Source organism: Emticicia sp. C21 (assembly GCF_003418935.1).
Classification (GTDB): Bacteria; Bacteroidota; Bacteroidia; order Cytophagales; family Spirosomataceae; genus Emticicia.
This window is the reverse complement of the sequence record NZ_QVMT01000003.1, coordinates 528,884-549,792: the sequence shown is the minus strand read 5'-3', so window position 1 is coordinate 549,792 and position 20,909 is coordinate 528,884. Positions and strand designations below refer to the sequence as shown.

16 protein-coding genes are annotated in these 20,909 nt (G+C 41.7%); 14 read left to right on the top strand and 2 right to left on the bottom strand.

Annotation, left to right across the window (positions count from 1 at the left end):
- Positions 1–36: 36 nt before the first annotated feature.
- Together D0T08_RS10035 and D0T08_RS10030 are read right to left on the bottom strand one after the other, a co-directional pair.
- The gene (locus D0T08_RS10035; protein WP_147322748.1) at positions 37–1,953 is read right to left on the bottom strand and encodes an HNH endonuclease; all 1,917 of its coding nucleotides are present in this window, start codon (positions 1,951–1,953) and stop codon (positions 37–39) included.
- A gap of 95 nt (positions 1,954–2,048) precedes the next feature.
- Positions 2,049–2,237: a hypothetical protein gene (locus D0T08_RS10030; RefSeq protein ID WP_147322747.1), complete on the bottom strand. Its 189-nt coding sequence runs from the start codon at positions 2,235–2,237 to the stop codon at positions 2,049–2,051.
- 108 nt (positions 2,238–2,345) lie between these two features.
- On the opposite strand from D0T08_RS10030, the gene D0T08_RS10025 reads away from it, so the two are divergent.
- The 14 genes from D0T08_RS10025 to D0T08_RS09965 all read left to right on the top strand — a co-directional run bounded on the left by D0T08_RS10025 (position 2,346) and on the right by D0T08_RS09965 (position 20,891).
- On the top strand, positions 2,346–3,080 hold the full coding sequence (locus D0T08_RS10025) for an HK97 family phage prohead protease (protein WP_116982483.1): 735 nt from the start codon (positions 2,346–2,348) through the stop codon (positions 3,078–3,080).
- A 107-nt stretch (positions 3,081–3,187) separates the two neighbouring features.
- Entirely contained in the window at positions 3,188–4,408 is a 1,221-nt protein-coding gene (locus D0T08_RS10020; RefSeq protein ID WP_116982482.1) for a phage major capsid protein, read from the top strand.
- A gap of 183 nt (positions 4,409–4,591) precedes the next feature.
- The gene (locus D0T08_RS10015; RefSeq protein WP_116982481.1) at positions 4,592–4,999 is read left to right on the top strand and encodes a hypothetical protein; all 408 of its coding nucleotides are present in this window, start codon (positions 4,592–4,594) and stop codon (positions 4,997–4,999) included.
- Between the two features lie 198 nt (positions 5,000–5,197).
- Positions 5,198–5,731, top strand: a complete 534-nt coding sequence (locus D0T08_RS10010; protein WP_116982480.1) for a hypothetical protein — start codon at positions 5,198–5,200, stop codon at positions 5,729–5,731.
- Positions 5,728–5,916, top strand: a complete 189-nt coding sequence (locus D0T08_RS10005; RefSeq protein ID WP_116982479.1) for a hypothetical protein — start codon at positions 5,728–5,730, stop codon at positions 5,914–5,916. The genes D0T08_RS10010 and D0T08_RS10005 overlap by 4 nt, the downstream gene beginning before the upstream one ends.
- Before the next feature lie 2 nt (positions 5,917–5,918).
- Positions 5,919–6,242 (top strand): hypothetical protein, encoded by a 324-nt coding sequence (locus D0T08_RS10000; RefSeq protein ID WP_116982478.1) that lies wholly within the window; start codon positions 5,919–5,921, stop codon positions 6,240–6,242.
- Positions 6,243–6,384: 142 nt separating this feature from the next.
- Complete coding sequence (locus tag D0T08_RS09995) at positions 6,385–6,828, top strand: hypothetical protein (protein ID WP_116982477.1); 444 nt, start codon at positions 6,385–6,387, stop codon at positions 6,826–6,828.
- 1 nt (position 6,829) lies between these two features.
- On the top strand, positions 6,830–7,282 hold the full coding sequence (locus D0T08_RS09990) for a hypothetical protein (protein WP_116982476.1): 453 nt from the start codon (positions 6,830–6,832) through the stop codon (positions 7,280–7,282).
- Positions 7,283–7,388: 106 nt separating this feature from the next.
- The gene (locus D0T08_RS09985) at positions 7,389–7,787 is read left to right on the top strand and encodes a hypothetical protein (RefSeq protein ID WP_116982475.1); all 399 of its coding nucleotides are present in this window, start codon (positions 7,389–7,391) and stop codon (positions 7,785–7,787) included.
- Between the two features lie 53 nt (positions 7,788–7,840).
- Positions 7,841–8,098, top strand: a complete 258-nt coding sequence (locus D0T08_RS27435; protein WP_147322746.1) for a hypothetical protein — start codon at positions 7,841–7,843, stop codon at positions 8,096–8,098.
- Positions 8,082–10,790 (top strand): hypothetical protein, encoded by a 2,709-nt coding sequence (locus D0T08_RS09980; RefSeq protein WP_116982474.1) that lies wholly within the window; start codon positions 8,082–8,084, stop codon positions 10,788–10,790. Before D0T08_RS27435 ends, D0T08_RS09980 begins: the two co-directional genes overlap by 17 nt.
- A gap of 2 nt (positions 10,791–10,792) precedes the next feature.
- Positions 10,793–13,285, top strand: a complete 2,493-nt coding sequence (locus D0T08_RS09975; protein ID WP_116982473.1) for a hypothetical protein — start codon at positions 10,793–10,795, stop codon at positions 13,283–13,285.
- A gap of 3 nt (positions 13,286–13,288) precedes the next feature.
- Entirely contained in the window at positions 13,289–14,305 is a 1,017-nt protein-coding gene (locus D0T08_RS09970; RefSeq protein ID WP_116982472.1) for a hypothetical protein, read from the top strand.
- 64 nt (positions 14,306–14,369) lie between these two features.
- Positions 14,370–20,891 (top strand): hypothetical protein, encoded by a 6,522-nt coding sequence (locus tag D0T08_RS09965; RefSeq protein ID WP_116982471.1) that lies wholly within the window; start codon positions 14,370–14,372, stop codon positions 20,889–20,891.
- The last annotated feature ends 18 nt before the right edge of the window (positions 20,892–20,909 follow it).

The following is a 20,909-nucleotide window of genomic DNA, read 5'->3' as shown; positions in this document are numbered from 1 at the left end:
TTTCAATATGCAGAGATATAGGTAGTTAAATAAAATCTAATAGAGTTCTTTACCCAAATTCAAAAAATCTCCATTAGAATCAAACAAATAACTACGCTTACCCTCTTTTATTTGGGCTAATACTTCTTCTCTATTTTCAATTTGACCAATCATGTCTTTAATATAAAAGTGTAAAATTTCTCCAAGTGTAAGTACCTCCTCATTATCAGGAATTAGCTGTAAATTATCAGGAATTTTAACATTTATATGATGCTCCCTATTTTCCGAAAAATTCGAGTAAAAAATTGGTCTATCCTTAATATGAGTATTAATGTATACCATATGAGCAAAGACTTCTTTTAACTGAAAAGGAGTTAATGCACCTTTTATTTCTTGGAATATATTTTGAAAAAGATTATACACTGCACATGAATCATTTAAAACACAAACAATACAAAGTTCATTAAGTCGAATCATAATTGTTTTACCTTTGCTATCAGTAACTACATCAAATGAATCAATTAATTCATGTTGTAAAGCAGGTAAAATAAAAATAGAACCAAGTGTTTTATAATCAATTTTGGCATTAGTATACTCCCCTCTGACCATACAATGAATATGATGCATTGTCTCCCATTCATACATTTCACTAATTTTCTCTCCTCCCTTTCGCTTATCTAAATTCCAGAAAAGTTCGCTATCCTTTAGATGAATTTTAAAGAAAACTAGCGTTAGCCATTTGTAGAGTAACTGTAAATTTTTGAAATCAGAAGATAGGGCATCTCCAAATTCATTATAGGATAATTTTAATAGTTCGCTAATCGGCTTCTCAATGTGTTTGCCTAAATTACTATTACATTCTTTACAGCAAGGAACTGTATAATGTCCATATTTAACTGCAATACCGTTTGGCAATGTTATAGATTTGTTGTGCAAGTTATATTTTGTTAATAACCAATTAGGGAGAATATGTTCTGCATTAAATTTTTTAGAAACTTTTGATGCTCCGCAAATAAAGCAATCATCGCCTATGATAATTCTGTCGTAAAACTCCTTAATAGAATAAAACAATATTTTTCCATCTTCGTCAATAATTGTTCCTGAAGGTAGTTTCATTATTAGACCTTGATTTTCATTAAATAATTCAGCGTCAATGATTTGCTTGCTACTTAAATGAAGAGGCTTTAAATTATTATTTTTTAATACGTGTAAACCTAAATCAAATTCTAAAAATGCTTTTTCACTATTGTACCAAGGAAATTCTTGTTTATGATACCAATAACAATTAACTGATTTAAAAATTAATGGAATATGGATACCTGCCCATATTGCCATTTTAATATTCTCATGTGGCATAAAGGCTATCATAAGCATTAATTTACCAAATTGAAAAGAAATTTTATACGTTTTTATTAGTTTCTCCTTATTGCTTGAAGATTTTCCATCTTCCTCTACTGTATCTATAAGAGATGATTGCTGCCAATTAAAAGGTCTTTTCCCATGATGTTGTTGTCCAAATACCCAAACGTTATCAGGAAGAGTATTAAGATTATCTTTAATATACTTGTAATGCTCATTAGGAACAATTTTTACAAAGTCAGATGAACAATGTAAAGCGTAGGCAGTTTTTGCAGTCCACCTACTTACTATCATTCTTTCTTTTTCATTTAATTCTACTACTCCTTTTTCTCCTCTAATAAGAGGTTTTAAAATTGGCATTGCCTCATTTTCCAAACGGCTCATCCAATTATTATTACAGTCACTACAAACACTTCCAGCTAATAATGCTTGCAAAGTGTGTGAACGTTGCGATTTTAGCCGTCCTTCAAATGTTATATGGGAGGGCTGTACAGGAGTTTTTCCAATATTTAAAAAATTAAGAAGCCATTTAGGTATCACATGTTCCTTACTTCGATTATTATTAGTCAGCTCTGAATCACAGAAAACACATATTTTATTTGAGGAAGTATTCATAAATCTATTATCCTTAAAACCGATACCTTTATACGTACTACAATTCAAATATATTTATTTTCCGGCACAATTCAAAATCTTATTTTTATCCCCCCTCACAACCCAAAAACCCCCTTCACCTGCCGCAAGGTAATAGCTCCGCCACCCTTCTTGCCATCCTTATTAACAGGCTTCCCTAAAGCCTCCCGTACCATCCGCATTTTAATCTTGGCCGTGCGCTCCGAGCATTGAAATAGCTCCTGTACGTCTTTTACTCTTACTACCGAATTTTCTGAAAGTGTCATAAAGTGCATTATTGTGTTGTTATGTGTGGATTGGTGCTGCAAGTTAGTTTCTTACTTTTTATTGCCATAATTTAGCTGTCGCAAAGTTAAAATATCATACTTTACCACATGCACCCACAACAGCTGCCGACTAAAATGTACACCAAAGCCATCAGCGCAACCGTCGATTTCGGAGAGGCCGACAAGACCGTCAAGGTGGTTTTCAGTACCCTTGATATGATTGATTTCGACAACGAAGTCATCCTGAGTGGTGCCTATACCAAAACCATCGCCGAGAACGGCCCCAAAAGCCGCAGCTCAAAAATATACCACCTCAAAGACCACATCTGGCGCACCGACAGCATCGTCGGCAAGCTACAGGATTTATACGTAGAAGGCTCTCAACTCATAGGCATCACCCGTTTCAACGAGTCCGACCCCATCGAGATGCTCAACTATTCAAAATACAAAAGAGGCTATTTCAACCAGCACAGCGTGGGCATCATCCCCATCAAATTCCACGATTTCGACACCCACCGCGAAATCTCCGAAGTAAAACTATTAGAGGGCTCGGTGGTGCTTTGGGGAGCCAATCCCGAGACCCCGACCCTCGCCGTAAAAACTGCCTACCAGGAGAACCCCCAGCTATTATACAACGAAATAATAGCGGACCTCTCGGCACTCAGATATAACCTCAGAAAAAATATGTCGGAGCAGGATTTGCTGTTTACCACACAAAACCTCGAAGACAAAATCAGTCAGTTTAAAACCCTGCACGCCAACACTCAGCCGGGCACATCAGCACCCACTAAGCCGTTATCTGTCAGCCAGGAAATTGACTCGTTCTTATTTAATAATCATTAGGTTATTAGGTTTCAGGAAATAAGAATTATAAAAAATGTATAAAAATCCATTTTTGAAAACAATTATTTCCAGAATCCCGATTAACCATCACAACACACAACACTAAAATGGCTCAACTTTCAGAAGCAGCAGTAAAAGAAATTGGCGGATTAATTGACGAACGACTACGGGGTATCTCTTTAGACCCCGCCACCGCCACTAAAAAGGAGATAGCCGAGCAACGCCAGCTCATAGAAATGCTATCAGCCCAGAACGATGATATCTCGGCCAAAATTAACGGACAGTCACATACGAAAACAAATACCTATGTATCGTTGGAAGATGCGCTATGGAATGCCGCCAAAGCCAAAAAGGCCGAAATCGAGGCAATTGTCAAAGCCAATGGCCGTCAGACAGAACCGTTGGTTTTTCAGGTGGGCACCAAAGCAGCCGTTGACCTCACCACTGCCAACACCATTGGCGTGGGCGCTACCCAATATTCTCTCGTGCAGAATACCGGTCAAATTTCTAAAATCCGTCAGCGCGAAGAGCGTTATCTGAGCGTAGCCGCTCCGGGTACCATCGGCGCACCACGCGCCTTGTGGGTAGAAGAAACTGACGAGCAAGGAGTACCGGTATTCATTGCCGAGGGTGAAACCAAAACCAGAGTATCGGTAAAGTATGTCGAGAAAATCGCCGAAGTACGCAAAATTGCAGTCTACGGCAAGGTAACCACCGAAATGCTGGCCGATTTACCGCAGTTAATCTCCTACATCCAGAACAACATGGCAAAACGCCTTTCGGTAAAAACAGAAGATCAGTTGATTGATGGCGACGGTGCCGACGATAACCTATATGGCTTAACACACTACGCCACCCCTTTCAGCGCCGGAGACTTAGCCGCGCAAATCCCGATGGCTAATGAGTTGGATGTCATCAGAGCAATCGCCTTGCAGGTAGAGCTCGCCTATGGTATCGGCAATGCCTTATTCGTCAACTCAGCCGACTGGGCAAAAATCCAGCTAATCAAAGATACCGACGGCCACCCCATCTGGAAAGAATACGAAGTAGCCGGCACAGGTCGCGTTGTTATCAGTGGTTTAGAGATTATTCCAACCACAGCCATCGCCTCAGGCGAGTTTGTCGGTGGCGATATGTCAGTAGTAAATGTACTCTACCGCGAGGGCTTAACGGTACAGATTGGTTTATCAGGCGATGACTTCATCAACAACAAAAAAACCATCCTCGTCGAGCAACGTTTAGTGCAGTTCGTTAGCGGCAATGACACCCAGGTTTTGGTAAAAGGAACCTTCGCCGCAGCGGTTGCTGCGCTCAATAAAGTTGGGTAGTTTTTTGGTATTTCCCATTCGTAGAGACGCAATGCATTGCGTCTTCAGGGACCTTGACCATCCTTTGAATTTTATTTGAGAGTAGGTTTAAAGAACAATACATCATCTAGTTGTACGCATAATCTCATGAAGACGCAATGCATTGCGTCTCTACAAAACACAACAATTTTGAAAAAACGAGCAATGAAAAAACTACTCACAACCATAACATTTCTGGTGATTTCGATAGGTGCTATGGCACAGGCAAAACTCAAGCCTACACCAACTACAGGCTTACTGACAAATGCTTCTTATGCTTATGCCAGTGTCTATGCGCCTATCAAATCAACCGGATTTAGTCCCACAGCCGTCACGATTCAACTGAATCTGGCCAAAGGCACAGGTACTCCCGCCGGATACGCCAGTATTCAGGGCAGTGTAGATGGTATCAGCTACGAAAAAATAGGAACAGACAGCGTAGCCATCAGCAATACCACAACACAACTAAAAATCTGGAAACTGACCACTCACGCCTACCCCTGGTACCGTGTCAGGCTGATAGGTTCAGGCACGCAATCAACGGCATTCAATGCCTGGATTCATGTGAATTAGGACTTAAAATCAGTCCCGTAAGGATGATATATCGGTAGAATGAAACATTCACCATTAGTGCTAAAGTCCTGTAGGGGCGATATATTTTTAAGTCAACAATTTTAATATACCGTCCCTACAGGACTCAAGACAATACATTACTTTTATTTTTTTCTACCGATATATCGTCCCTAAGGGACTGTAAACAAAAACAAACAAATGAAATCTGAAATCACTGAAAGAATCACCCGAGGTATGTCGGTACAATTAACCGATGCCGATAGCTTTGAAGAGCCTGTAAGCCTTTCAGAAATCAAACGTTTTATCAGCATGGATGCCAGCCTTGGCGTGCATGACGATACACTGAATGCTTTAAATACAGCCTGCAGAAGGCTTGTTGAAGATAAACTGGGTATATCACTAATACCGCGGTCGGTTGTAGTCTCTTGGAGAGAGTTCTACGATTTTTCAAAGCTCCCCTACCTACCTGTCGATGCAGTAGGTGCTATCACCGTAACCGATTTATCGGATGCTGAAATAGCAGAAGAAACCTATGAATTGAAAAGCGTAGGGGGCTTTTTAACACTCGTCGGAGATTTTGCTGAGGGCATAAAAATCAGCTATCAGGCCGGTGGACAAGAGATTGACCCAACCCATCAGCAAATGATTAAGAGCCTGGTTTATGAGGTATTTGTCAACAAAACACCCATGTACAAGGCACTAGCCATGCACGTAAACGCATTACCGATATGAATGCCGAAACATTAGTAGAAACCACCAACCGGGCCGGACAAAAGCAAGTTGCCGGAACAAAAGTAAAGCTCTCAGCTGAGGTATTGAAAAGCTATATTGAACGAGGGATTGTCAAAGAACTCAAAGGCAAGCCCCGCACCAAGCAATTAAAAATGGGTGGTGTACTAACCAAAACACAAGTGTAATTATGGCAGGCCTAGCTTTTACCGAAGAAATTCGGTTTTATAACGCAACGGTGTCGTCCGATAACCAGGGTGGCAAGACCCGCACTGGCGAAACCCTGAGTTTGAGCACATTGGCTTGTATCCAGGAGAAAACCCTGCCCATTAGCAATGCAGATGGTCAGTTGACATTCAATCAGATGCTGACTGCCGAAGTATGGAGGAATCCAGCTTTTACCCCTACTGAAACCACACAAGTAGAATGGAAAGGCAAGCGATACACCATACAAACCATCGCTGAAAACGATACCCATACCAAGCAGGTATTAACTCTGGTTGCAAGGATTTAATATTGAGTAATTGAGTGAATTAGTGATTGAGCGATTATTAATGTCACTATAATCACCAAAACACAATTCCATTGCACCAATATAACAAGACAAATAGCGTATCAATCACTCAATCGCTAACTCACTCAATCACTAAATTCCCATGAAAGACGCCACCAACTATATCCTCAGCGAATTTTTCCGTGTGCTCAACGGGGCTATCAGCCATGAGGGTGCGCTCGTGAAAGTATTTGCGCTAGAGCAGGATGAAGCCGACACCGACAATCTTTTCATAAGGTTATATGCTGCTCATACTACCGAGTTCAATACTAAAACTAATTTTGGTAGCAAGGTATCTATCAACCTGGACATCGTCAACCGCCTGACAGGTGGCGAGCGCACCGAGCATAGAGTAAATGAGGTTGCCAGTGGTATTGGTCAGCTGATTTTGCCTACGCCGTCTTCAACAGGGTTGGCTAATAGTACCGAGTTTCAGCTAGTCAATGTAAGATCAGGTGGCCCATCGGTCAATCTTAGCGACCGTAGTAATACCGACTTAATCGTCCGTAAAATTATCACATTTGAAGTAACAGTAAACCAATTATAATATGTCACAACTAATAGGTCAAAAGTACAGACTCGAAATCAACACGGGTACATCAGGCACACCAGCCTGGAAAAAATTCAAGCACGAAATAAGCTTCGACATTTCTCATTCATCTGAAAAAGTAGAAGTTTCAAGCAAAGACACGGGCAAGCACAAAGATTATATCAAAACCCTGCTTGATTCGACTGTCAACTGTACCGCCAGAGAAGATACTGCGCCGGGCACAGGCTTCGTATCATATACAGACGTATATGGCTACTGGTTGAATACCCAGGCCGACACCAATGGTGGCAAATACGGCATGCGTATATTCACCGAAGAAGAAGGCGGCTACACACTGGCATTCGACGCTTTTTTTGAAAGCATCGGCAACAAATATGAAAACAATGGTATAGTAGAATATACCTTTTCGTTGCAAATCGTAACTCTGCCTGAGTTGACGCCTGTGGCGTAAATTAAATTGAGTGAATGAGTGATTGAGTGATTAATTTAATTCGAGTCATCAAAACAATCACTAATTCACTCAATCACTCATTCACTCAATCCAAAAAGCAAGCTATATGATCATTGAACTAAAACACGGAGAATTACAAGGCAAACTACAGGTTTGTAACGAATCGCTGGAGTTGGCTATTCCTAAATTTGAAGCTGATACTGAAACCGAAATCAGCTCATTATTTAATGGCGTGGGCAGTTTTGCTGTCTTTGCCCGCTATTACGCCTATTTCTCTTACAAAATCTATTGCCAGCGAAACCCGGCACAGACACAGAAGTATACCATCGGGAGTTTTATGGAAATGATAACCAAAGATGGAGTACTGGCTGAGGAATCGAACATAGCTGAAGTCTATGAAAAAATGGGACAAACCATTGTAGACCGAGTTGAAAAAAAAATGAAACAAATCAAGGAGAACCCACAGCAACTGACCGCTACGAACGACCCAATAGAGACGAACTAGAGGAGTTCTTCTGTGGTGAAGTAGGTATATCCCCCGATGTATTCTGGTATGAAATGACAAGAAGACAAGCCATGAATATCCGTCGGGGTTATATCAATAGGGTCAACAACGAATTTGAGCGGAATATCTGGACGATGCGGGAGCTATATGCCCTGGTGTATAATATCGTAGCCCGAAACCGCATCACACCGCAGCAGGCTTTCCCGCTGAGTTTTGACAAAAGACCTGAGGCTAAAAGTATGCCATTAACCGAATTCGCGAAGATACTCCAAGCAAATTTTAAAGCACGTACAGATGGAAGAGCAGACTAAAAAGGTAATAGACGTAGAGGCAAATACGCAAGAGGTTAATAAAAAAATGCAGGATATCATAGATAAGTTGAGGATGACTGAAGACGAACTCAAAGACCTTAAAGGACTCCTTAGTTCGTTCAGCACTACCTTTATCTCTTTCGGAACTGAGGCCGTCAAATACGCTAACGAACTTGAAGGGGCTTTGGGAAGGGTTAAAAATACCTTTGGCGATAGCAGTAGTATCGTTAAAGATTTTGCTCAGAACTCACTCAACTCATTTGGCATTGCCCAATCCTCTGCTTTAGAGATGATTTCCAGTTTTGGAGATATGAGTTCGATGATGGGGCTTAGCCAGGGAGAAGCAGCCAAAATGGGTGCCGGACTAACAGCGCTTGCCGCAGATTTGGCCTCTTATAAAAACGTGCAGGTTGATGTGGCCGGCTCGGCACTTGAAGGTATTTTTACAGGCGATGCCGATGCGCTTCAGAAATTAGGCATTACGATGAGCGATGCCAAACTGGAACAGTTTGCGCTTAGTGAGGGCTTTAAAGAAACCTATGCTCACATGACTGAAGCCGAAAAGGCAGCTTTACGCTATGGCTTCGTGATGAATGAAACCGCTGGTGCACAGGGCGATTTTGCCAAAAACAGCAACGGAACCGCCAGCCAGATGCAGATTTTCAATGAGTCTGTTAAAGAATTATATGCTTCTTTTGGTGAGGTACTACTGCCTGTTTTAAACCAGGGACTCAGTATCCTGAATGATGTACTTCAGTTCTTTAAAGACCTTGACCCGGGCGTAAAAAAAGCTATTCTTGTAGTAGGTGGTCTGGCTGCTTCTATCGGGCCGTTAATGGTTGGCTTTGATAAGTTAAAGCTTCTTTTTCAGGGAGCAATGCTGGTTGTTGATAAAATAAGCGGGGTATTACAGATAGCTATGAATGTTATCATCAAATTTGGTGATATTCTGGGTAAGGTTTTTCAAAAGGTAATGAGCGGTATTATGACCCTCCTACCGTCTCTGACTGGCCTCTCTTTTCCTATAATTGCCATTGGAGCTACTGTGGCTGCTACCGCTGTTTTGATTATCTATAACTGGGATAAAATCAGCAAAGTATTAAAAGATAGCGGTGCATGGGAAATGGTAACAAAAGCGGCTAAATATGCCCTAGGTTTAATTATTGAGATAGTTAAAGCTTTCGGTAATATTCTAGAGGGCAACTGGTCTGGCTTATGGGGAAATATAAAAAACATCCTCGGAGATATCTGGAACAATATCATTGACATCATAGCAGGTGGCATTAAGGGAGTCATGAAGTTGCAAATCAAACTTTATGATTTCCTGGGCATGGAAGGTCTTTCAAAAGGGGCTAAGACTGGTCTGTCAATGATTGATACCTTTGCCAATGGCTTTAAGGTAAAAACCGCAGATCTGGTTAAAAGTGGCGAAAGTTTCGCCAAAAAAATAGCCAATCTTGATCTCAGTTTCGATTTCGGAGGAAAACCTAAGAAAATAATCTCAGGAAAAGACTATGGTATTGATTATAAAACGAAAATAAATGATGACCCTGAAGAAGCAGGGGAGAAATCAGAAGTACCAACAAAAACAACACAGTCTACCCCTAAGCCCCTCACAAAAGCTTTAGGAGATGTTGAATCTCTGCAATCAAAAACCAGCTTGTTCGGATTGATTTTCGCAGGAGATGACAAATCTGACATGGAACAGCGCGCCGAACAGTTAAAAACTACACTCGGCGAGGTATTCGGAGGGAATAAAGAGCAATTTGTTTCTGTGTTGAACGATGCTATGAACGGGGTTGATTTTGGAGCCGGTTTACAAAAGAAATTCGATGCTATTCAGATAAAAATGCCAACGCAAGTACTCTCGAATGCAGACGAAATTAACCTGGAGATTAGCAACACCTTTGACAGAATCAAAGAAAAATTCGGCGAGCAAAGTGATGCCACTTTCAGCCTGCTAGGCACACAAATCAGACAATCCATTGAAAATGGCATGAAACCCGAAGAGGCCGGCCAAAGCATTTTTGAGAGTTTCCAGAAGATTGTAGAGAAAATTAAGGAAGTATTTGGAGAGAATGCCAGTATGGTCGATTTCTCAGAGTATGGCGAGCAAATCTTACAATCAATGGTGAGCGGATTGGATGTTACAAAAGCATCGGATAAGGTATTGGGCAAAATTCAGGCAATGGGTTCTTCCTTAACAAATGCTATCCAGGAATCACTAAATGCGGTAGTAGGTGCTGCCTCTGATTTAATTGCAGGCTTTATGGAAGAAGCATTCGGTGGTAAAAAATTAGACGCAAAAGCTATAGGAGCAGGATTGCTCTCAAAGTTAGGAAGTATTGCGATAGACTTAGGAAAGTCTGCTATTAGTCTTGGTTTAAGTATTCAAGCCATAAAACTTTCACTGACCTCATTTAATCCGGCCATTGCTATTGCTGCGGGCATAGGCTTAATAGCACTAGGTGGTGCATTAAAAGGAATGGGGAGCAAGGCTGCAGGTGGCGGCTCTATGGGCTCTGCTGGAAGCGCCAATGCAAGCCCCTCATCTCCGGGTTTCAGTTATGGAAATGCCCCGTCTTACGCCATGCAGAAACAATCAGCACAGCAAACTACAAATGAGAGCGTACTCCGCGGCGGCGATGTATTCTGGTCGGGTCAACGTTACGAAGTAATCAGAGGATTTTAATCATGGCATATCAATTAAAATATTACGCCACTGCCTACGGGCAATCGCCCGATGAATGGAAAGTTGAACTGCTTGAAAAAGATTATTCGGGCAGTTCATCCGAACTTATCCTGATGGGCAACGGCATCCGAATCGGCCACGACAGGGAAGAAGACAGATATGCTCCTATTTTAAGCCGCTATGCCGAAATGCACCTGAAAGGTACTAATACCTTTCAGCTGGATGATTTACAATTTGATGATGAACGAAAATATCAGGTAAAAATCTATAAGGCCAATGTTCTGGAGTTTACAGGCTGGCTAGTGCCTTTCTATTCCTCTCAGGAATTTGAAGACATCAGTGTCATTGTCATAAAAATAATGGCAAAAGAGGGTATCAATCGATTAAAAGACATTAATTTTAATGATTTACACCCGAATGTAGCCTCAAAAAAACAATCAGTACGAAGTCTGATACAACAAGCATTAAAAGAAACCGGGCACGATTTACCCTTATTTATTTATTACAATAAGTATGATAGTGCCATGGCCAAATCTTCAGCCAGTTGTCCGTTAGACCAGCTTTATATAGATGTCAGGTCTTTATTAAGTAAAGACAATACCTATATTAATTATTATGAATTACTGGAAAGGCTTTTAACCGTACACGACTTAAGGCTTTTTCAATCAGGCGGACATTGGGTTATTGCCTCTGCCATTGAAGCGGCAGATGGATTTCTACAAGGGAGAGGTTATGCAGCCGACGGCACCCCTACTGGCTCAGCTATCTTTAATACAGATGTGGTAATACACACAGGTGGCCTAAAGGTAATCAAAGGCGCTATTAATCGAAAAGATATTCCATATCAGGAATTTTCCTCTTACTACGAAGTCGGTCCACAAGCCAATCTTCTGCCAAACGGTGAATTCACAAGTTTCTCTAGTGCTTCTACTCCGTTGAACTGGACAAAAGTTGGTGTCTGGACTATTATGGAGATTGAGTCTATTCCTGGTGGAGGGATAGTGATAAAAAACACTTACACCACAAGCGATGGGCTAGATATAAAATATCTTGAATCTGAACCCATTAGCATTACCGAGTATTCTTCGTTTCAATTTAAAGGTGAAGCCCTTGTTGAAGGCGACATTGATAACATTAAATTTGCCATTATACTCTATAAATCAACCAATGCTTCTATAAAATATTATGTTGATAAATATGGTACTATCAAGAAAACAGAACAGGTTTTATTACTTAACAAAGGCGCTGTTAGCTTTGATTGCAATTTTGTTATTTCAGGTGCAACTACACCCTATTATGACGGGGTTGACCGTATAAAAATCCGGATTTATCCAGGCGTAAAGGCAAGTAATACGGTACCAGTCAATAAAACAGTAAGGTATCGCAATCTGCAATTATTAGGGTTTCGGAGCAATTATGACATAAATTATACAGGCCGTGAGTACAAGTTTGCTAATGCAAGCTTACCCAACTCAAAAAAGGCAAACAAGAAAACGATTTATTATCAGGATAATATCGGCGCTGTACAATTAAGCTTTAGAAATAGCTTTTTTGTAGGTGATACTCCTACCCTTACAACGGCCTGGAAAAGAGCTTCAGAAATTACCACTTATACACTGGCAGAATCGGTATTAATCGACCGACTGGCAACCAATAGCCGATTCGGAGATATTTTTGAGGGAAAAGTAAAAGGTTTTGTAAGTCTTTTAGATACCCCCTTTCTTACGAATAATACTAAACGCTTCATGGTACTTTACTGCGAATATAGTTTGCAGACAGATACGACAGAGCTGTTATTAACCGAACTCTATGTAGATGAGATAAGTATTAACAGAAAAGTACTCGACCGATTTAAAGACGATAAAGTCCTTGACGTAAGTAATGGACAAATTGCCTCCAGTATCAACCTGAACAATGATTTTGACAGCCCAATTACTGCAGGTGGAGGAGGCCCTATTTTCGGCAACATTTTTTCTGATGGTGGAATAGATGCCCTGCCTGAAGATAGTGATAGTCCGCAGGCACAAAATAAAGGGCTTTTAAAATTAGGTTCTTCCTTAGCAAAAAAACTACAACTCGGTAACCTCGGAAGCCTGACCGAAATTATAGGAAGGCTTGGAGTAAAGAATAACAACAATTTTCTGGGAGAATTTCTGATTGGTGATAATACCGAAGACCGCGCTTACAGCTTCCCCAACCGCGACATTGAGGTAAACCAATGGAATGATTTAAGCGATGTGCCCGAGAGTTTTCCGCCCGATGCGACCTATTTCAGAACCGATTATGGGATGATAGGCGCGCATGACGGTATTAATACGGTTTTCCAGACTACCGAGCCATTCTTAGCAGGTAGCACCAGAGTGTATCTTAACGGCGTGCGGCAATTTAAAGGAAACACAGCCGATTATCAGGAATTGACCAACACCACTATTGAATTGAGTATTGCACCTGAGGCAGACGACAGATTAATAATTGATTATATAAAATTCACATAACAAATGGCAGCTTCAAAAATTAAAAAACGGCAGATAGAAAACCTGGCTATCGTTGATGCAGATATAGCAACAGGGGCAGCAATTAATACAACTAAATTGGCCGATGGGGCAAATTTCATTCAACGAGACGGGAGTGTACCATACACCGCCAGCCAGGATATGGGGGGCTTCAAAATTACTGGTTTGGGCGCGCCTGTATCAGCTAATGATGCGGTTCGTTTAATTGATATGCAAAATGTCCAGCTCGGAATTTCAGGCAAAGAAAGTGTAAGAGTTGCCACTACTGCCAATATTTCCTTGTCGGGCGCGCAAACCATTGATGGGGTGTCTGTGATAGCAGGAGATAGAGTACTGGTTAAAAACCAAACTGCGGGCACTGGAAATGGTCCGGCTGATAATGGTATCTGGATCTGTGCAACAGGTAGCTGGACTCGCGCAAGTGATGCAAATACAGCAGGAGAATTAAAACCAGGTTCATTCGTATTCGTCAGTGAAGGAACATTATATGCTGATAGCGGCTGGATTTTATCAACTGACGGGCCGATTACTCTGGGCACAACTGCTATTAACTGGACACAGTTTTCAGGTGGGGGACAAATTATTGCGGGCGCAGGTCTCACCAAATCAGGCAATACACTTGATATTGGCACCGCCAGTGTCTCGCGCATTGTAGTCAATGCCGATACCATAGATCTGGCTACAACTGCGGTAGTACCGAACTCGGGCTATAACACTTTTACTGTTGATGCTTACGGAAGAATAACAGCAGCAAGTACTATTTCTTACATTACTATTGCAGCCAATCGTATAACCAGGGAAATACCTGTAGGGCTAAAAAATAACTCTAATACCTCATTTTTATTAGCTTTCACACCAACAGCAGGTACAGAAGAGGTATTTCTGAATGGTCTTCTCCAGGAACCAGGGGGGCAAAATGACTACACGATTTCAGGAAACAATATTATTATGAATTCTGCCCCTGTCTCAGATGACAAGCTGGTGGTTAGTTATTTTAAATAAGGAGTGTAATTGTGTACAAATCACTCATTCGCTCAATCTCTAAATCACACAATTACTAATCTCCATGGCAAGAACAAACGTCAAAGGATCACAAGTTTTAGATGGCTCAGTCGGTAGGGGCGATCTGAACACGACCGTTTCCGGCAGTGCTGTTATTACCAAACTGATTGCCAGCAATGGGGTCGCTATCAGTAGCTCTACCGGAGCCGACAGCGGTACAGGCGATGTAACTGTAGCAGCCGACTTAACCTTTTTAGATTCTAAATATCCCTCTATTACCGCAAGCCGGACACAAAACTATGTCTTAGCTGCTCCGGCATCTGGTAGTGGTGCAGCAGTTTTCAGAGCATTAGTGGCCGGAGATATTCCTGCTATCGGGGTTTCGGGCATAACAGGCTTACAAACCAGTTTAGATAGTAAATGGGCTTTAGGTGGCAATGCCCTTTCGAATACAGGTACATTAGGCAGCACGACCGACCAGAATATTCAGTTAATAAGAAACTCAGTTGCAGGCCTAACCCTGAAGGTTGACGGCATCACTGACGTAAAAAAACTGGCTGTAGGTCGCATCAGTGGTTTATCAGGAACATCGTGGGACAGCCTAGCTGTTTTTGGAGGAAACGTTACTATAGGAGGCAGAGATTCTGTCATACAAGGCAGCTATGACCTGAACTTGGTAGCCCATACGACCAATGATAATGCGGGCAATACCACACGAAAAGCCAGATTAAAATTCGGGTATTATGATGCAGCCAACTTTATAGATAAATTCAAAAGAACCATTGAATATTGGCGTGCAGGCGACATGCTTGTAATAGGTTCGCATAGCACACTGATAGCAGATACAGCCACTAGTGCTCCGATTGAAAGCAACTCAGTATATTTCGGAGCAGATGGCAGTGTGAAGATTGGTACCAGCATAGGTACTTATAAACTCGATGTAATAGGTACAGGGCATTTTAGCCAGGATGTTACCTTTGATGCCAACGCCCTATTATCAACGGCACCGACTTCGGGCAATCATCTGGTCAATAAAAGCTATGCAGATTCAAAACTCTCAGGAACAGGTACAACCAACTACTTAGCTAAATATACAGCAAGCGGCACATTAGGCAATAGTAATATTTTTGAGAATACCCAGGGTGTAGGTATTGGTTCTAATGTTCCTGGTATCAATACGCTTAAAGTCAGCAAAGATATTTCAACCTCCGGGCTTGGCGGAGGAATAGCCATAGGTATACGGTCAGACGGTGAAGTAGCAGCCGATGTGAGTGCTACAGCCTATTATTTCCGTTCTGATGCCAGTACAGCCGCTGCAGTAACTAATATAATGCATTACTCTGCCAATCAATCTACATTTGGCGGAGCAGTGGCTACTCAGATAGGTTTTTACGTTGATGACCTTTTAAATGCTAGTTCTAATATTGGTTTCAGAGGGAACATTGCCGCAGCAGCAACTAATTGGAACCTTTATATGTCAGGGACTGCGAATAACTATCTGGCCGGTAGTCTGGGCATAGGTACAATGGCTCCAAGCACACGTTTATCATTAGGAACATTCTGGAATTCAAGTGCTGAAACGGTAGGCATCAATCTATCAGAAGGAAGCATATCTGGTGGACTACCTGCCTATGGCTTTGGTTTTGGTCCAGCCGGCACGGAAGGTTATGTAACTTATCGTTCAGGTACCGGAAACGGCTCAGCCTTTGGTCATAAATTCTTTATAAACAATGTAGAGGTAATACGGGTGCGCGGTGACGGCAACCTTGGAATTGGCACAAGCACCCCTATTTACAAATTAGATGTCAGTGGCAATGCAAGGCTTACTTCAACTCTTATTATTACAGGCGCAATTGCTAATGGAAACACAGTTGCTTATTTTGATAACAATAACACCACTACCGACCAGAGCTATGGTCTATTAGTAGATGCAGGAACCTCTGCTAACGACTATATATTAAAATTAAGAAATGCTTCAGCAACCGAAATGCTGGTGGTCAATGGATTAGGTACGTTAGGAATCGGAACTCCATCTTTAAGTAATATCATTGTAAGAATAGGTAAAGCAATAAACGGAAGTAGCGGCTACGGATATGGAATATTTGCCGAGGGGCAAATGCAATCTGGAGTGACTACCGGAATCTACTACAATACTGGTGCGGCAGTAGCTTCAACAGCAAACGTTACTTCGCTGATTCATTATGCTTCACAGCAAGGCACTTTTTCAGGACCAGTTACAGCACAATATGGCTTTTATGCCGGAAGCAGTATGGCTGGTGCTACCAATAATTATGGTTTTTATGGAGCATTAGGCAATGGGAATTGGAATCTTTATATGGCCGGAACAGGAAGTAATTACTTGAATGGCCGTCTGGGGATTGGTGCCAATATATTAACTGATAGAAACCTCCAACTTGCCTTACCTATTATTGGGAATGAAACGGCCTATGGTATGATAAGCAACGGGCAGGTGCAATCAGGCGTAACCGGACAGGCACATCAGTTTTTCTCGCAAGCAAATGCAGCATCTAATGTTACCTTAAGTACTTATGCACATTACACGGCTGTACAAGGAGTTATAAGTGGAAGCATAACCTACCAGAATGGTTTTTATGTACCATCCTTATCAGGAGCAACCAACAACTTTGCTTTCAGAGGAAGTATAGGGAATGCAACTGGTGCCTGGAATCTCTATATGGACGGATCTGCCAATAACTTTATCGGAGGAAAGATTGGTATCAACACGCTTTCGTTAACCGACAGAAATCTTGCATTAGCTTTGCCACTATCCCCAACGACACCTTACAGTTTTTTCAACTATGGAACCGTGCAGATAAGTGCCACAAGCGCATTTTTGAATTATTCACAGTCGAATGTCTCAGCAGGTGCAACTGTCAACCAGTTTTATCACTATATAGCGAGCCAAGGTACTTTGGCAGGCAATATCTCAAGCCAATATGGTTTTGTAGCCAGTTCAGCATTAACAGGCGCTACCAACAATTACGGTTTTTACGGTGGTCTCGAAGCCGACACAGGGGTTTGGAATTTGTATATGGGTGGGAGCGCTAGTAATTATTTGGGCGGGAGGTTAGGGATTGGAACAATTAACTCAATCACAAAACTCACTGTTGCCGACACCACAGCTCCAATTATTTCAATTAATAGGATCGGGGTAGGTTATGGTATAATTGGTATAAGTGGTGGCACTAGTGCATCGGCAGGCGATATGTATTTCGACATGGGACAAGCCTCCGGCGGGTATTTCTTCAGATGTCGAAATGCAAGTAACACAATAGTTAATGCCATTGGAGTTGATAGAAACGGAAATGTCGGAATAGGCACATTTGCACCTGAAGCAAAACTTGATGTAGTTGGAGATATAGCCTTATCCGGAACCACTGGTACGAATAATATATTAATGAAGAATGGCAATATCGGTAGCTTTATTCATGTCGATTTCCCTGAGGTAACAAATAACTCTGCCAATTTCCGGCTATTCAGATTGACTAATACTACAGGTAATAGAATTTTTACTATTTTCAAAGGTGATGGCACTGCCAATGCACAACATCAACTCAATGCCGATGGTAGCTCTTATATCAATGCGCTGAATGGTAATCTTGGAATTGGTACAGCTAACACACCGACGGCCAAACTCCATGTATATACTGGTGGCTTATCAGGAGCCACACCCATTATAGACCTGGAAGCCAATGGCACCGGAGGGCGACCCTACCTAAGATTCAAAGCTGAGGGATTAAACTACGGCTACTTCGGATATGGTGGGGCAGGTAATGCTATGGGCTTGATGAATTATCAAAACAATAGCTTGTCAATTGGTACAAATAATGCCTTTTACATGACTATGCTTGCCGATGGTAAAGTAGGCTTTGGTAATAGTATTACACCTAGTACAGATGTACATATTTCGGGTACAGGTGTTAAACAACTAAGGTTGCAGTCTACTGATAATGCATCCATAATGACTCTATATGGGTTTACTTATGGACAGTTGCTTAGCCAGAACGATTTATATCTTTCCGCAGGTGTTTCTTCTGGTAGAGTTGTTTTCCAAAGTAGCGGTGTTACTAGGGGGTTAATTACTGCTGCGGGTGATATGATTTTATCAAGTAGTGTGCTTACGCCTGTCAGTAGATTAGATGTGGATGGTACCCTAACTTTGAGAAGTGGCGCAACTGTAACCAATTCAATCACAGGTGGTGTCAGTGTCAATGGTACTGCCCGTAGTATGCAAATTACTTATAATTCAAGCACCACAACAGAGGGGATTCTGTTCAAAAACATTAACCCGACCCCAAATCTGAACCTCATGTTTCTGAGAGGTGATGGCAATGTTGGTATTAATACCATTACGCCTGAATATAAACTTGATGTGAACGGTTCTGCCCGATTTACTGAAAACGTAATAGGAGAAGCAGCACCTACCGATGCAGATCATCTGGTAAATAAAGCTTATGTCGATAGTCGTTCTGCTATCAAAAGAGGTGAGACAGTCAAAACAATATCCTTAACTAATATCACGCTTTCAGGTACGCAAACGGTTAATAGTGTTGCACTGGTTGCCGGTGACTTGATATTAGTAGCCGGACAAAGTACAGCGGCCAACAACGGTGTATATGTGGTGTCTGCCACTACCTGGACACGAAGTACAAACAATGATTCAGAAGAGGAGATCAAAGGAGCTTATCACCTCATTACAGCAGGTACTTACGCAAATCAACGATATATTAACACAAATACATCGACCATTACAGTTAATACAACTGCTATTACCTATGCCCTTGACTTTGGGGCAGAAACAGACCCTGTCTGGTCCGCATTCAAAACTACATATGATATCACTCCGGCCCGGATTGGTCAATGGAATGCTGCTTATAGTTGGGGGAATCATGCCAGTGCAGGATATGCAACGACTAGTGCCATCGCAGGAACTGTAGGGTATCTTGCTAAATTCACTGCCAGCGGAACTGTAGGCTCAAGCCTTATCTATGATAATGGCACCAATATAGGTATTGGCACTAATACACCGGAAAGCAATTTTCTCCTGGATATTGAAGGTAATACACTTATTACAAGCCTGAACGTTGGAACAGCTGCATTAAGTGTAAATATTCTTAACTACATGGGAACAGCCCCACGTATAGCCACAGTCGTAAACGGTACACTGGACATTTTTGCCCCAAATTTATACTTCTATACTAATGGAGATGCGCAAATGGCCAGGCTCAATAGTTCAGGCCTAAAGATAGGAACCGGTACTGCTGCCTATAACCTAGATGTAACAGGTAATGTGGCTTATAATGGCTCACTTTATGTCGGTAATCCTGCGCTTGGGGTTCCCTTTTCGAATGGTACTAGTGGACAGTTTTTAAGAAGAACTACCGCAGGCGGCTCTACTGCCATCAACGAATGGAAGACGCTGGCTGTGGCTGATATTTCTGATATTACTACAGCCTATCAGGCTAAATTGTCAGGTACTGGGTTTGTTAAAATAACAGGCTCTACTATCAGTTATGATAATAATACCTATCTTACTACGGCTACTACTACTACCAACATTGCCGAGGGTACTGGGCTCTATTTTACTACTGCACGCGTATTAGCAACAGCTTTAACTGGCTATGCAGTTGGTACAAATACGACCCTAGCAGCTACGGATACCATTCTGCAGGCATTCCAGAAATTACAGGGGCAGGTGAACAACCGTCTGATTTTAGGAGGTAATGCCTCTGGCGTAGCAATCATTATAGGAACAAATGATAACTTTGATTTCTCGTTAGAAAGAAACAATGCGACTCAGATAATACTTAAAAGTACAGGTACTGAATTTGCTGCTGATGTCGACTTTAAAGGTAAACTCAAAATCAATGGGAATGCAGGTCTCGACCACCAGTTTATTAAATACAATGGTAGCTCTAATGAATGGGCATACCTGAACACTGGTGAGCTTCAGGATAAAAACAATCTTATTATGCTTGAAGACATTTCAGGCGAAAAGGGCTTCCAGATGTTTAGTGATAGTGCCAAAACCTATGCCGATGCTTTTGTATTCACCAATTCAATAACAGGTGTGGTGCTGGGCTTGCACGGATATGCTGCCGATGCCAATGATGCCATTAAAGAATTCGGTATGCAATTATCTGCCGATGGAAACCTTTATCATAAAAAACTGGATGGCACTCGTTCGCGTATCGCAACGGTAGATATGCTGGGTAGCGGAGGAAATGCAGCCTGGAACGGCGGTGCAGTAGCAAATGATATTTTATTGCCTATTGACAAATCCATTATATGGGATAATTATGGAGCACAAATAAAATATGAGCATCTTACTTGGGTTGTAGGCTCACCTAAAAGACTGAGAATTACCACTAATGACCAATTATTTTTGGGAACAAATAGTTTCTTACAAATAGAAGCAAATCAATTCTATTTTCAAAAAACCGGGCCCAACAACGCGGTTGAGATAGACTTTCATAGTATAAACTCATTTCCGGATGGGCATTATGTGAGAGGGCGTATTTCAGTTACTAACGGGGTTAAAAAACTAACATTTGTATCAGATTAATTAATAACAATCGCGGCG

Coding starts and splice junctions, on each gene's coding strand:
- D0T08_RS10035 (WP_147322748.1), bottom strand. CDS start 1,953: ATGAATACTTCCTCAAATAAAATATGTGTTTTCTGTGATTCAGAGCTG.
- D0T08_RS10030 (WP_147322747.1), bottom strand. CDS start 2,237: ATGACACTTTCAGAAAATTCGGTAGTAAGAGTAAAAGACGTACAGGAG.
- D0T08_RS10025 (WP_116982483.1), top strand. CDS start 2,346: ATGCACCCACAACAGCTGCCGACTAAAATGTACACCAAAGCCATCAGC.
- D0T08_RS10020 (WP_116982482.1), top strand. CDS start 3,188: ATGGCTCAACTTTCAGAAGCAGCAGTAAAAGAAATTGGCGGATTAATT.
- D0T08_RS10015 (WP_116982481.1), top strand. CDS start 4,592: ATGAAAAAACTACTCACAACCATAACATTTCTGGTGATTTCGATAGGT.
- D0T08_RS10010 (WP_116982480.1), top strand. CDS start 5,198: ATGAAATCTGAAATCACTGAAAGAATCACCCGAGGTATGTCGGTACAA.
- D0T08_RS10005 (WP_116982479.1), top strand. CDS start 5,728: ATGAATGCCGAAACATTAGTAGAAACCACCAACCGGGCCGGACAAAAG.
- D0T08_RS10000 (WP_116982478.1), top strand. CDS start 5,919: ATGGCAGGCCTAGCTTTTACCGAAGAAATTCGGTTTTATAACGCAACG.
- D0T08_RS09995 (WP_116982477.1), top strand. CDS start 6,385: ATGAAAGACGCCACCAACTATATCCTCAGCGAATTTTTCCGTGTGCTC.
- D0T08_RS09990 (WP_116982476.1), top strand. CDS start 6,830: ATGTCACAACTAATAGGTCAAAAGTACAGACTCGAAATCAACACGGGT.
- D0T08_RS09985 (WP_116982475.1), top strand. CDS start 7,389: ATGATCATTGAACTAAAACACGGAGAATTACAAGGCAAACTACAGGTT.
- D0T08_RS27435 (WP_147322746.1), top strand. CDS start 7,841: ATGACAAGAAGACAAGCCATGAATATCCGTCGGGGTTATATCAATAGG.
- D0T08_RS09980 (WP_116982474.1), top strand. CDS start 8,082: ATGGAAGAGCAGACTAAAAAGGTAATAGACGTAGAGGCAAATACGCAA.
- D0T08_RS09975 (WP_116982473.1), top strand. CDS start 10,793: ATGGCATATCAATTAAAATATTACGCCACTGCCTACGGGCAATCGCCC.
- D0T08_RS09970 (WP_116982472.1), top strand. CDS start 13,289: ATGGCAGCTTCAAAAATTAAAAAACGGCAGATAGAAAACCTGGCTATC.
- D0T08_RS09965 (WP_116982471.1), top strand. CDS start 14,370: ATGGCAAGAACAAACGTCAAAGGATCACAAGTTTTAGATGGCTCAGTC.